A 12,888-nucleotide genomic window follows, 5' to 3' on the forward strand; every position below is an offset into this window, starting at 1 on the left:
TACTAGGATGTGATGAAATGTCTGGCAAAGTAGCGCAGCGTATGCATATCAATTTGGCCTCACCGTTCATTGTGGAGATGTGGGTTATTATTTTTCTGGTCGAATTCGTCAAAGGATCGCTGCTGGTAGCCTTGCTGCCAGTCTACATGGAGAATATTCTGGGCCTGTCGGTGACGGTGGTCGGCTTCGCCTTTGCCCTGCAGTATCTAGGGGATAATCTGTTCCGCAGCCCGTTCGGCTGGGTGATGGAGCGGATAGGCTACCGCTGGACGATGACAGGTGCGCTGCTGCTGATTCTGGTGGCTGTCGGAATGATCATCTATGCTAAAGATGCAACCACATTGTCCATTGCCTGTCTAGTCCTGGGCATCGGGACCTCGCCGCTATGGCCGTGTACCATGACCGGTATAACCGAACTTGCTGGTTCTACGGAAAGCGGCAGCAGCGGGGCGGCGATGGGCGCTGTGGAGATGGCGTCGCTGGCCGGTACCGGGATCGGTCCGATCATCGTCAATTTCATGATGGACCATGGCGGTCAGAGCTACCGTACGGTCTTTCTGGTGCTGATGGGCTTCGCCGCTGCTGTAGTGGCTGTAGCGCTGCTGCTGCCTTCTAGAATTGGCGGCCATGCGCCTCATGTCGTCCGTGAGATGAATCCCGAAGGGGCCGCAGTGCCGCACACGCCGCTGCGGCCGCTGCAGAGCCTGAAGCGGACCTGGCATCAGGTCAGAACTTCGCTGAAGGTAAGCCGGCTACTCTTCCCGGCGCTGTTCCTGCAGGCTTTTGCCATCGGACTCATGACCCCGGTGGTCACTTTGTTCGCCCGCTCCGAGCTGCATGTGACGCCTAACCAGTTCAGCCTGCTGCTGATTGCCGGCGGAGGCATCACGGTGCTGGCGCTGATTCCGGCGGGCAAGCTGGTTGATAAGATCGGGACATCGGTCTTCCTCAACATCGGCTTCCTGCTGGCAGCCTGTTCCCTGGCATTCTTCTCGCAGGTCCGCTGGCTGCCGCTCGCATTCGTTGCCGTGGCGCTGGTCGGAATAAGCTATGCGCTTATTCTGCCGGCATGGAATGCCTTCCTGGCCAAGCAGGTGCCCAAGGGAGAGCGGGGGACGGTCTGGGGCCTGTTCCTGACGCTGCAGGGCTCAGGAATGGTCGCAGGTCCCGTGTTGTCCGGCAAGCTGTGGGATTCCGTCAGCCATAGTGCGCCTTTTCTGGCCAGTGCAGGTGTAATGGTCCTGCTCTTCGGCCTGCATCTGCTGATTGTCCACCGGACGAAGCTGAAGCAAGGAAGCGCGCATTAAGTGCTGTTTTTCCTACAACAGCCGGTAATTGCAAAAGCCGCAGACAGACCGGTAAATCCGGCTGCCTGCGGCTTTTATATAGTTTATTTTGCCAATAGATCGGGGAATGACGTCAAAAGTAGGGTCTGGCGTTTGGAAAAGGCGGAAAGCGGGTAAAAATAGTCAATAAACCAAGTTACCGCTACATAAAATGAAGTATAAAATAAGTGTAAGACGAATGCAAAATGATGGTGCGTATGTGGAGGTCCGGCAGTCAGTTCTACTTCTTAAGTTAGGCCATGAAACTGGCTATGCTGTAACCAAGCAGTTAGGGGGGAGTGCCGTGAACAAAAATGACGAAGTGGAGTACTGCAATCTGGAGCTCCGGTTTGACAGACAACATATCCAGGACTTGATTAAGGATCTGATAAAGGAAGGCTATTCCCTTTACTGGAGTGAGAATGAGAATGTTTTTCTTATATCGGTGCGCACCGGACGCAAGCTGGTGAAGCTGCGCTTCCAGCGGATTAAGGATGGCTTCAAGCTGGTGGGAGATTATATGATCCGTGATGCGCGCCTGGCTGAATGGATGGAGAAGCTGATTGGTGATATGCGCGGTCATGCTGTAGTCAAACGTTTCCGCGACCGCCAGATTATTATTGAGAATATTCTATTCGGCGAAGTGATCCGCCTGGTGGAGATTTCCGGATATCAGCAGCGTGTCCTGTACCAGAAAGGTCCGCTGCTATCCGATCAGGAGCTGACGAAGCTGTTCTACTCTATTGAAGGCGAGGAGCGGATCCGTGACCGCCGGCTGGAGGTTGATGAGCAGCTGGACCGGCTGAGTGAAGCCATGCGCAATAAGGATTCTGCAGAGGTGGAGGCTTGCACGGCCAGGCTGAACATTCTAACGAGGGAGCTTGCCGCGCTTGAATGGTGAAATTGAATGAATTATCTTCAGTTCAAGGCATCCCGCTATGGGGTGCCTTGAACTTTGTAATGCAAGTTGCGTGCAGGGGTTCACTTCTGCGCCTAAAACCGTTAAAATAGTCATTGTGAGCAATTTCCCTGATTCTTAGGACTTTGTCAATGAAATTGATCTCTCTTTCGCAGGCAGAACTTTGCTGTCTCTGATAAAGGGTGGTATTCTTATACTGCGAGAAATGGATTTCACAAAAATACAGGGTGCAAAGGGTGGAGAACCAGATGTCAAAACAACAAATCGGCGTCATTGGCTTGGCGGTAATGGGCAAAAATTTGGCTCTTAACATCGAGAGCAAAGGCTTTAGCGTATCCGTGTTTAACCGTTCCCCGGAGAAGACACATGATCTGGTCGCAGAAGCAGCAGGCAAGAACCTGGTAGGTACTTTCTCAGTAGAAGAGTTTGTACAATCTTTGGAAGTGCCGCGCAAAATTCTGATCATGGTTCAGGCGGGTAAAGCAACCGATGCTACCATTGAACAGCTGCTGCCATTCTTGGATCAGGGCGATATCATTATCGATGGCGGTAACGCTTATTTCCCTGACACCGTTCGCCGCAGCAAATATCTTGAGGACAAAGGCTTCCGTTTCGTAGGTACTGGCGTATCCGGCGGAGAAGAAGGCGCACTCAAGGGCCCTTCCATTATGCCTGGCGGTCAGGAAAGCGCGTATAAGCTGGTTGAACCTATTCTTACGGCTATTTCTGCCAAAGTGGACGGAGAGCCTTGCTGTACATATATCGGACCGGACGGTGCCGGACACTATGTAAAAATGGTGCATAACGGCATTGAGTACGGCGACATGCAGCTGATCGGCGAAGCGTATCATTTGCTGAAAGATGTGCTGGGCCTGGATGCCAAGGAACTGCATAACACCTTCGCAGAGTGGAACAGCGGCGAGTTGGACAGCTACCTGATCGAGATTACTAAGGATATCTTCGCGCAGTATGACGAAGAAACCGGCAAACCAATGGTTGATGTCATTCTTGACGCTGCCGGACAAAAGGGTACCGGCAAATGGACAAGCCAAAGCTCGCTGGATCTCGGCGTGCCTCTATCCATGATCACCGAATCCGTATTCTCCCGCTTCCTGTCTGCGATGAAGGAAGAACGTGTTGAAGCCAGCAAAGTGCTGAGCGGTCCCGCTGCTGTAGCCTTCGATGGTGACAAGGCTGAATTCATCGAGAACGTGCGTAAAGCATTGTTCGCCAGCAAAATCGTATCGTATGCACAAGGCTTCGCGCAGCTGCGTGTAGCTTCTGATGAATATGGCTGGGATCTGAAATATGGTGAACTGGCCAAGATCTGGCGCGGAGGCTGTATTATCCGCTCCCGGTTCCTGCAGAACATCACGGATGCCTATGCCAATAATGCAGACCTGAAGAACCTGCTGCTTGATCCGTTCTTCAAGGATGTTATGGATAACTACCAATCCGCATGGCGCAAAGTTATTGCTTCGGCCGTAACCCTGGGTATTCCGGTTCCAGGCTTCTCTAGTGCGCTTGCTTACTATGACAGCTACCGTACAGAACGCCTTCCCGCGAACCTGCTGCAGGCACAACGCGATTATTTCGGCGCCCACACCTTCAAACGCGTGGACAAAGAAGGCGTATTCCACCACAACTGGCTGGCTGAGTAACAGCAACCGCCCAGCTTAGGCTATAGAGAGCCCGAAATGCTTTTCGCTTCCTGCGGAGAGCTTTCGGGCTTTTTTACACCTCTGCTGCATTGTGCAAACTTTTCACCCTGTGTTATGATATGACAAATGTCGCGGTTGGAGGTAGTTATGTACCATAGAAATATCATACTCGTCGGAATGATGGCTACGGGGAAGACCACGGTAGGCGCTATGCTGGCTGAGGAGCTTGGATATGAACTGGTTGATCTGGATGCAGTGATTACGGAGAGTGAAGGCCGGAGTATTGCTGATATTTTTGCCGCGGGCGGCGAAGAGGCTTTCCGGAAGATTGAATCAGCCGTACTGAAGCGGATGCTGCAGGGTGAACGCAGAATTATCTCTACAGGCGGAGGCGCAGTGCTTGCACCCGGTAATGCGGAAGTTATGCTCGAGCAGGGACTTGTTGTGGCACTTACAGCCACTGAGGAAGCGATTATCGCCCGTGTCAGCGGGGATGAGAACCGGCCGCTCCTCGCCGGCAATGCTGCAGAACGGGTCCACGCTATTATGGAGCAGCGCAGGGAAGCTTACCGTTTCGCGCACTGCACGGTCGATACAACGGAGCTGAATGTGGCCGAAGTCTCACAATATATTTTAATGCATTACCGCGCTTGAGCTTTTAAGTGTGTTTGCGTTCGTGATATGACTAGGCTTGTTCGGTTTCATTCCATTCAATCATGCCGCCGCTCAGATTCGAGCCCTTAATGCCGAATTGCTGCAAATATTCGCAGACACGCTGGCTGCGGTTGCCGGAACGGCAAATGAAGATGATCTCGGTATCAGCCGGAAGCTCATCAGTCTGCTGCGGGATCTGGCCCATTGGGATATGCTGCGCACCGGGAATCATGCCGAAGGCAACCTCATCGTCTTCGCGGACATCGATCAGAACAAGCTCTTCGCCTGAAGCGAGCCGCTCACGCAGTTCCTGCGGTGTAATCTGTGGGATTTCATTCATGGTTGTACCCTCTTTTCTGTCCTAATAGAATGTATCAATGATAACACAACTGCGGATTACCCTGTCAAACGGGGCCGTACATACAGAAACTATATTACTTTAAGGAGCGCTTAAATTATGGACGTTATTGTTAGGCCAACGCCGACACTGCAAGGGGAATTCGGAGCTCTGTCATCCAAAAATTACACAACACGCTACCTGCTGGTAGCTGCCCTGTCGGAAGGAGTCAGCACGATTTATCATCCCGCGCACAGCGAGGACAGCGATGCCATCCGCAGATGTATCGCCGATCTCGGTGCTGTACTGACCGAAGATGAGGAGAAGATTGTAGTTCAGGGGTTCGGGCGGCACCCGCGTGATGTCAAGGAGCTGAATGTCGGGAATGCCGGCGCCGTGCTGCGTTTCCTGATGGCGGTTGCCGCGCTGAGCCCGGAGGTCACTTTCGTGAATACGTATCCGGATTCGCTCGGCAAACGCCCGCATGATGACCTGATTCAGGCGCTGAGCCAGCTTGGTGTAGAGGTGGAGCATCATAACGGAAGGCTGCCGATCACTATTCGAGGCGGCAAACCGCAGGGTGGACGGATTACCGTATCCGGTGCCGTTAGCTCACAGTATCTCAGTGCGCTGTTATTTCTTACTCCGCTTCTTGAAGATGACAGCGAGATTATCGTCCTGGATGATCTGAAATCCAAGGTGGTCATCGGACAGACGCTTGAGGTCATGGAGCAGGCCGGTATTACCGTACATGCTGCTGAGGATTATATGTCCTTCAAGGTGCCTGGCCGTCAGGCCTATGCGGCCAAGTCCTATACGGTTCAGGGAGATTATCCGGGATCAGCAGCTGTACTTGCTGCCGCAGCGGTGACCAAATCGGATGTGACGATTCACCGTCTGGCCGAGCGTAGCAAGCAGGGGGAACGGGCGATTGTCGATGTGCTGCGGATGATGGAGGTACCGCTCACGCATGAGAATGGTACCGTGCATGTGCAGGGCAACGGTATTCTTAAGGCGGTGGAATTCGATGGTGATGCCGCTACGGATGCTGTGCTGGCCATGGTGGCAGCGGCAGTGTTTGCCGAAGGGACATCACGCTTCTATAACGTGGAGAACTTACGCTACAAGGAATGTGACCGTATAACCGATTACCTGGCCGAGCTGACCCGTGCCGGTGCGAAGGTGGAAGAGCGCCGTGACGAGATCATTGTCCATGGCACGCCTGAAGGTGTCGAAGGCGGCGTAACCATTAACGCGCATTATGATCACCGCGTAATTATGGCGCTAACAGTAGTGGGCCTCAGAGCCCGTCAGCCGCTGCGGATCAAGGATGCCCATCATGTCGCGAAGTCGTACCCGCAATACTTCGATCACCTGCGTTCGCTGGGCGCGAATGTGGAATGGGTAGAATAACAACCATGACAACGGCAGGTCCATTAAGTATTGTTCCGCTCACTGAGGACGATATTTCGCCGGTATCGGAGCTTTATAAGATTGCAATCACGGATGCCTTTGAAAGAGAAGGATTGGGTCACCTGCAGGGTGACATTCAGCAGGAGGTCGAATCCAAGATACGAATGGCTACTGCTTCCTTGAATCCGCCGAATTCAGATACCTGGTTCTGGGTTGCCCGAATAGATGGGGGTGTCGCAGGCACCATTTCTTATGCACCCTGCGGAGAGGACATCAGGGTCTGTACCGGGAATCAGCTGGATGCTGTAGGCGAGCTGGGTAGTCTGTACGTTTTGCCTGAATATCAGGGGCAAGGGGTTGGGTCCGCTTTAATTGCGATGCTTATGGTATTTCTTCGGGAGCAGGGTATCACTCAGTTCTGCCTGGACAGCGGCTACAGACGCGCACAAACCAGGTGGCTGCGGAAATTCGGAGAACCCTATGTGATAGTTAAGGATTATTGGGGTCCTGATTCTGTCCATATGGTCTGGCTGTGTACGGTGAGCTGAAATTTCTACCGCACCAATGCGAACGTGTCTCCCCGGCGCCGGCTTCTTTGCCAGACTGGTAATGAACAAGTTCTGCAGTCGCGTGAGCCGTGTGAATTTGGAACTTGGTAAGCTCCGCTGTATGATGTATTTATAACGAACATCTAACCACAGGAAGGGGAAATACACATGAGCTTTGAGAATCCAAGCAGGGAAGAAATCGGAGATATTCTGGCTGGAGCAGGTAATATTGCCGTAGTCGGCCTATCTGACAAAACGGACCGCACCTCTTATATGGTCGCAGGCGCTATGCAGAGCCGGGGGTACCGGATTATTCCGGTCAATCCGTCGGTAGACGGAGAGGTCCTGGGCGAGAAATGCTATCACACGCTGGCGGAAATTCCTGAGCCGGTGGATATTGTGAATGTATTCCGCCGCAGTGAATACTGCGCAGCTGTAGCGCAGGAAGCCGCAGATATCGGAGCGCGCGTGCTCTGGCTGCAGCAGGGCATCATTAGCCAGGAGGCTGCTGACATCGCCGCTGCACACGATATGATCGCCATCATGGACCGCTGCATCAAGGTGGAAGAAGCGATTACGATGAAGGGCCGGAGCCGGACCTAGATGATCGAATGTAACCGGATGAAAGAGCTCATGTGGAGCCGGATGGAGCCCGGCTTCTGGTTTCCATCATCCGGAATTCTGGAACGGTACTGAGCCTTAAATCCGCTTGTTTGTAACAGAAACTGTCTTCTTGTCGTGCACGGCAGGGGGAGTATAGAAAGAATAGGCATATGGGTTTAGCATACATGATCAGCTCATCTGTGAAGATCAGTTACTCATGCAGATTATAGATTTTATTGATTGCGATTGCTGTACTTGAAACAGACGAAGAACGTCCTTAACTCCATTTCATGGGGGAAGGGCGTTTTTTTATTTTACAGGAGGTCATTCATATGGACTTTGAACAGGCACATTGCACGTTTATGGAGACGCATACTAATGAACGAGCTGGTGAACGGCGGGGGAGGATGCTGCGTGGACACAACTATGCGGAGAAACTGTTTTTACAGAATGTATGGTGGCCGCTGTTTGAGTCGCTGGAGCAGCTGCATCCGGAATACGAAGTATATGACTGGAACCGCAAGTCGCAATTTTTGGATTTTGCTTTTCTGCCTGCAAGCGGCAGCCGTTTCGGAATCGAATGCGATGGTTTTCAGAGTCATGTTAAAGAGATGGACCGTGAAAAATTCAGCTATGCATTTAACAGGGATACCTTCTTAACAGGAATGGGTTGGAAAAGGCTGCATTTCTCATTCGACGATATCCAGCAGCGTCCGGAGGTATGCCGGATGCTGCTGCAACTGGCGTTGGCTCCTTATTTAGCCCGGAGTACTGCCGGAGGAGAGAAGCTGTTATCAGCAGAAAAAGAAGTGCTGCGCTTGGCGTGGCAGATTGGCAGGCCGCTGCAGCCGAAGGAGGTTACCGACTTTATCCAGATTAACTTTCGAACTGCCCGGAAGATGTTAAACTCTTTGAGCAATAAGGGGTTGCTCCAGCCCGTTCCTGGCGGAAGAGGAACAAGATCTTATGAATTGAAGCCGATGCATCCTGATCAGAGTTGGTAAAGAGAAGCAGTTAAGCTTAAGCGGCAAGCTCGTTAGGTGGGGGAGATGAGAAATGGAAGTGAAGCGGGGGATAGGGCAAATATATTGGTTGGCTGTTACGGCCTCCACTACTTCTACAACTGCTACTGCGTTGGATTGATTGTATTTTGTACACTAGAATTCATTAAAAAAACACTTTTTTAAGACTCTGTTGCACTTTGTACAGTAGAATAATGAATTTTGATGGATTTTAATCGATTTTTGAGAATTCTATTGTACGAAGTGCAATAGATCGTTAATTTGAGCGGAGATAGAGTCAATCTATTGTATAAAGTACAATTGCGGCTTAAGAGCGACCAAGATAATGGTTAGGCCTACTATTCAATTACGATTCAACACATTCCCAATACATCCTTGTAACCTTTGCATATGTTTCCATTGCAGTTCTCACCTCTTTTTTGCAGATGTTCTTCGGAATTATGTCCCCGTCTCCATTACTTGTTCCTGAATTCAGACGATACGATTGCCTAAATTCTCACACGTATTCTTTTGACAAAAACTGCTGCAGCGCTTACCATTCAATATAGAAAGAAAGGAGAGGGTCACCTTGAATTGGCTCGGATCTTTGCAGCAGTTAGGCAGAGCCATTATGCTTCCTACCATGGTGCTTCCGGCGGCGGCCATCTTGCTGAGTCTGGGCAGCTTACCGTGGTCTGCATGGGGACTTTCTTCGGTATCCGAAGTGACGACATACGCGGGGCAAGGAATATTCTATTTCATGCCTTATTTGTTTGCTGTCGGTGTAGCGTGGGGATTGTCCAATCAGGCCGGACCGGCCGGACTGGCGGCGCTCGCAGGGATGTTCACTTATGACCGGATTGTTTCCAACATGGGAGACGGGGCTGTACAGCCTGCAACATTAATTGGTATTATCCTTGGGATTGTAGCCGGCGTAGCGCATAACCGGTTTAAGAATATTAAGCTGCCGGAGGCGATCCAGTTTTTTGGAGGGTCGCGTTTTGTACTGCTTTTTATGGGTTTATTCTCCGCGCTGTTCGCCTGGGTGATGCTTGGCGTATCCCCGCTGCTCCAGCAGCTGCTGAATGATCTCTTCAGGGTAGTGCAGGTTACCGGCGGATATGGAGTTTTTGTCTACGGGGTATTGTATAGAGTGCTGACGGCCTTTGGCCTGCATCATATTCTCAATAATGTATTCTGGTTTCAGCTGGGCTCCTTCACGACGCCTGACGGAAGTGCGGTCGTGCAAGGGGATTTGCCGCGTTTTTTTGCCGGGGACCCTACAGCGGGGATCTTCATGGCCGGGCTATTCCCGATCATGATGTTTGCCTTGCCGGCGATTGCCTTTGCTATTATTCAGGAAGCGCGCGAGGACCTCAAGCCAAAGATCAAGAAGACTTTTTTGCGTGCCGCTTTGGTCTGCTTTCTGACCGGGGTATCGGAGCAGATTGAATTCGCGTTTCTGTTCGCTTCCCCGTATTTATTCGCGCTGCATGTAGTCATGTCCGGCCTTGCCATGGTACTGACCTACTCACTCGGTATTCATCACGGGTTCTCCTATTCGGCCGGTGCGATCGATTTCTTCCTCAATCTGCATCTGTCCCAGCGGGCTTGGCTGCTGATTCCGATCGGGATTGGTTACGCGATTGTTTATTATAATCTGTTCCGCTGGGCGATCCGCCGCTTCCAGATTCCTACACCGGGCCGCGAAGAAGGGTCCGAGCTGGGAGACTGGGCGGGGAATATACCGTATCAGGCTCCGCTGATTCTGGAGGCGCTGGGCGGCAAGGAGAATATCGTACAGGTACAGGCCTGCATCACCCGGCTAAGACTCACAGTGCATAACGACCGTTTTATAGATACAGGAGCACTTAAGGGGCTTGGCTCCGCAGGCATTATCAAGCTGGGCGGCGGCAATGTGCAGGTCGTCTTCGGTACATACTCGGAGCTGATCCGGGAAGAGATCGATAAGCTGATGCTGCGCGATTTGCCGCAGGTGCTGTTCAGCTCGCCCATCCAGGGCCGGATGATGCCGATCGAAGAGGTGCCGGATCATATTTTCGCCGCCAAGCTGGTTGGGGACGGAGTAGCCTTTTTCCCGGAAAAAGGAGAGCTGGTCTCGCCCGTATTCGGCAAGGTGATGCATGTATATCCTACAATGCACGCAGTGGGCATTTCTACACCCGAAGGGCTGGAGGTGCTTATGCATATAGGGATTGATACTTCGCAGCTTAAAGGGCCATTCGAGGCGCTTGTACAGGAGGGGGACAGCGTGGAGCCGGGGCAGCTGCTGGTCAGGTTTGATCTGGCTTTCTTGAAGGAGCATGCCGCTTCACTCGCTACACCTATGGTCATTACCAACCCGGACCGCGTAAAATCCTGGAGCTATGCTCCATTTAAAAATGTTAAAAAGGGGCAGTCGTCAGTCATGTCTGTGGTTCTACACGAAAGTAATGTTGGAGGGATCGAAGCATGATACAAGGCATAGGCGCCGCAGCAGGTGTTGCCATCGGGAAGGCCTTTGTCTTGCCGAACTGGGAATGGAGTCTGCCGGATACTCAGGTGAATCCGGTGGATCTGGCTAAGGAGTTTGAACGTTTATACGAAGGGATCCGCACCTCTAAGGATGAGATCGAATTTATCAAAAGAGAATTCCGTGAGGTCGTCGGACCGGAGGAGTCGAGTATTTTTGATGCCCATCTGGCGATCCTGGACGACCCTGTGTTCATGAGCGAAATCCGCGGTATTATCGAACGCCAGTATAAAGCGGCTGAGGTGGCGGTTAAGGAAGCCATTGACCATTTTGTAGCGATGTTCGATCTGCTGGACGATGAGTATATGAAGGAGCGAGCGGTGGATATCAAGGATGTCGGCAACCGTCTGCTGAAGCATCTGCTGGGTGCGCCGGAAGTTACCCTTCCGTCTGATACACAGCCTTATATTCTTGTGGCGAAGGAGCTCTCTCCGTCCCAGCTGGCGCATTTGAACCCGGCCTATGTGCTGGGGATCGTCACGATGATGGGCGGCAAGACTTCGCATTCCTCCATCATGGCACGGGCGCTCGGCATTCCGCTGGTCGCCGGCCTGGAGAACAAAATCCTTACCCCGATTCAGACCGGGGACATGCTGGTGCTCGACGGTGAGACCGGAGCTGTGATGCTCCATCCGGATGAGTCCACCGTGCGGGATTTCACCTCCAGACGTGCCAAGCAGCTCAAGAAGCGGGAACAGCTGGAGCTGCTCGCTACCGTTGAAGCTTTCACCAAGGACGGCGTATACCTGCGTCTGGCCGGCAATATCAGCTCTGTGAAAGAGCTTAATATGGCGCTGAAATATGGAGCCGAAGGTGTGGGGCTGTTCCGTACGGAGTTTCTGTATATGGATCGTAATACGTTCCCGACGGAAGATGAACAGTTTGAAGTCTATAAGCTTGTAGCTGAAAAAGTCGGCAAGGAGTCTGTCGTCATCCGCACCCTTGATATCGGAGGAGACAAGCATCTGGATTACTTCCAGCTGCCGGAGGAGCAGAATCCGTTCCTCGGCTACCGCGCCATCCGCATCAGTCTGGACCGCAAGGACATGTTCAAGACGCAGATGACAGCCATTCTGCGGGCCAGCCATTACGGTAATGTCCGGATGATGTTCCCAATGATCTCCTCCGTTGAAGAGGTTCAGGCTGCCAAAGCGGTGCTGGAGGAAGTGAAAAGCGAGCTGGACAGCCGTGGGATTCCATATGACCGCAAGCTGCCTGTAGGCATTATGATTGAGGTTCCAGCCGCCGTCATGATTGCCGATCTGCTGGCGGAGGAAGTGGATTTCTTCAGTATCGGCACGAATGATCTGGTGCAGTACGTACTCGCTGTGGACCGGATGAATGAGCAGATTGCCCATATGTATCATCCCTACCATCCGGCAGTGCTGCGCATGATCAAAATGACAGTAGATGCGGCCCGCAGCGTGGGGATCGATGTCAGTTTGTGCGGTGAGATGGCCGCAGATGAACGGTCATTACCGCTCTGGCTGGAGCTCGGAATTAGTGTGCTGAGCATGTCGCCGCAGGCGCTGCTTAAGGTAAAGCACCGTACCCTGAACACGCTGGCTTCCGAAGCCAGAGAAGTTGCCAAGCTCTGCTTCCGTAACCGGACCAGCTCGGAGACGGAGGCACAGCTGAGTGCCTTTGCCGGGCGCAGCGGAATTACACTGGGTGCAGGCGGGGATTCCAAAGAAAAAACGTCATAACCATTAACGGGCACACATAATGAGCTTAACTAATATAAAGTCCGGCGTGGTGGTCAACCCATACACGCCGGGCTTTTTGCTGTGAATAACAGCTGTCACTGGCTCCTTAAACAGAAGATGTCTTACCTATTTTTCTTATTTGTCCCAAAAAAGTAAAACCGTTTGCTGCGCAGCACAGTCAGTATATA

The 12,888-nt window shown here is 52.2% G+C and carries 11 protein-coding genes; 10 read left to right on the plus strand and 1 reads right to left on the minus strand.

Going from position 1 to position 12,888, the window contains the following annotated elements:
* Nucleotides 1-17 precede the first annotated feature (17 nt).
* The 4 genes from R50912_RS14010 to R50912_RS14025 all read left to right on the plus strand — a co-directional run bounded on the left by R50912_RS14010 (nt 18) and on the right by R50912_RS14025 (nt 4,559).
* Nucleotides 18-1,307 (plus strand): MFS transporter, encoded by a 1,290-nt coding sequence (locus tag R50912_RS14010; protein ID WP_042235665.1) that lies wholly within the window; start codon nt 18-20, stop codon nt 1,305-1,307.
* A 322-nt stretch (nt 1,308-1,629) separates the two neighbouring features.
* Nucleotides 1,630-2,226 carry a hypothetical protein gene (locus tag R50912_RS14015; protein ID WP_039297913.1) on the plus strand — a complete coding sequence of 199 codons (597 nt, stop codon included), beginning with the start codon at nt 1,630-1,632 and terminating at the stop codon, nt 2,224-2,226.
* Between the two features lie 266 nt (nt 2,227-2,492).
* The gene (gndA, locus tag R50912_RS14020) at nt 2,493-3,905 is read left to right on the plus strand and encodes an NADP-dependent phosphogluconate dehydrogenase (RefSeq protein ID WP_039297916.1); all 1,413 of its coding nucleotides are present in this window, start codon (nt 2,493-2,495) and stop codon (nt 3,903-3,905) included.
* A gap of 147 nt (nt 3,906-4,052) precedes the next feature.
* Entirely contained in the window at nt 4,053-4,559 is a 507-nt protein-coding gene (locus R50912_RS14025; protein WP_042235669.1) for a shikimate kinase, read from the plus strand.
* A gap of 31 nt (nt 4,560-4,590) precedes the next feature.
* Here the strand turns inward: R50912_RS14025 and R50912_RS14030 are convergent, their stop codons facing one another.
* Nucleotides 4,591-4,899, minus strand: coding sequence for a rhodanese-like domain-containing protein (locus tag R50912_RS14030; RefSeq protein ID WP_042235672.1), 309 nt, complete (start codon nt 4,897-4,899; stop codon nt 4,591-4,593).
* A gap of 117 nt (nt 4,900-5,016) precedes the next feature.
* Between R50912_RS14030 and aroA the strand changes: the two genes are divergently transcribed.
* From aroA to ptsP, 6 genes are all read left to right on the plus strand, one after another.
* Nucleotides 5,017-6,309: a 3-phosphoshikimate 1-carboxyvinyltransferase gene (gene aroA, locus R50912_RS14035; RefSeq protein WP_042235675.1), complete on the plus strand. Its 1,293-nt coding sequence runs from the start codon at nt 5,017-5,019 to the stop codon at nt 6,307-6,309.
* Nucleotides 6,297-6,857 (plus strand): GNAT family N-acetyltransferase, encoded by a 561-nt coding sequence (locus R50912_RS14040; RefSeq protein ID WP_231637854.1) that lies wholly within the window; start codon nt 6,297-6,299, stop codon nt 6,855-6,857. The genes aroA and R50912_RS14040 overlap by 13 nt, the downstream gene beginning before the upstream one ends.
* Nucleotides 6,858-7,025: 168 nt before the next feature.
* Complete coding sequence (locus R50912_RS14045) at nt 7,026-7,460, plus strand: CoA-binding protein (protein ID WP_042235678.1); 435 nt, start codon at nt 7,026-7,028, stop codon at nt 7,458-7,460.
* A gap of 332 nt (nt 7,461-7,792) precedes the next feature.
* Nucleotides 7,793-8,464, plus strand: coding sequence for a hypothetical protein (locus R50912_RS14050; protein ID WP_042235681.1), 672 nt, complete (start codon nt 7,793-7,795; stop codon nt 8,462-8,464).
* Nucleotides 8,465-9,050: 586 nt separating this feature from the next.
* Nucleotides 9,051-10,937 (plus strand): glucose PTS transporter subunit IIA, encoded by a 1,887-nt coding sequence (locus R50912_RS14055; RefSeq protein WP_042235684.1) that lies wholly within the window; start codon nt 9,051-9,053, stop codon nt 10,935-10,937.
* Entirely contained in the window at nt 10,934-12,700 is a 1,767-nt protein-coding gene (gene ptsP, locus R50912_RS14060) for a phosphoenolpyruvate--protein phosphotransferase (RefSeq protein WP_042235687.1), read from the plus strand. Before R50912_RS14055 ends, ptsP begins: the two co-directional genes overlap by 4 nt.
* The last annotated feature ends 188 nt before the right edge of the window (nt 12,701-12,888 follow it).

It is taken from the genome of Paenibacillus sp. FSL R5-0912 (assembly GCF_000758605.1).
In the GTDB taxonomy this organism is placed as follows: Bacteria; Bacillota; Bacilli; order Paenibacillales; family Paenibacillaceae; genus Paenibacillus_AQ.

Bases quoted from the DNA above. Each gene is read 5' to 3' on its own strand.
- R50912_RS14025 (WP_042235669.1), top strand. From the start codon at position 4,053: ATGTACCATAGAAATATCATACTCGTCGGAATGATGGCTACGGGGAAG.
- ptsP (WP_042235687.1), top strand. From the start codon at position 10,934: ATGATACAAGGCATAGGCGCCGCAGCAGGTGTTGCCATCGGGAAGGCC.
- gndA (WP_039297916.1), top strand. From the start codon at position 2,493: ATGTCAAAACAACAAATCGGCGTCATTGGCTTGGCGGTAATGGGCAAA.
- R50912_RS14050 (WP_042235681.1), top strand. From the start codon at position 7,793: ATGGACTTTGAACAGGCACATTGCACGTTTATGGAGACGCATACTAAT.
- aroA (WP_042235675.1), top strand. From the start codon at position 5,017: ATGGACGTTATTGTTAGGCCAACGCCGACACTGCAAGGGGAATTCGGA.
- R50912_RS14010 (WP_042235665.1), top strand. From the start codon at position 18: ATGTCTGGCAAAGTAGCGCAGCGTATGCATATCAATTTGGCCTCACCG.
- R50912_RS14040 (WP_231637854.1), top strand. From the start codon at position 6,297: ATGGGTAGAATAACAACCATGACAACGGCAGGTCCATTAAGTATTGTT.
- R50912_RS14030 (WP_042235672.1), bottom strand. From the start codon at position 4,899: ATGAATGAAATCCCACAGATTACACCGCAGGAACTGCGTGAGCGGCTC.
- R50912_RS14045 (WP_042235678.1), top strand. From the start codon at position 7,026: ATGAGCTTTGAGAATCCAAGCAGGGAAGAAATCGGAGATATTCTGGCT.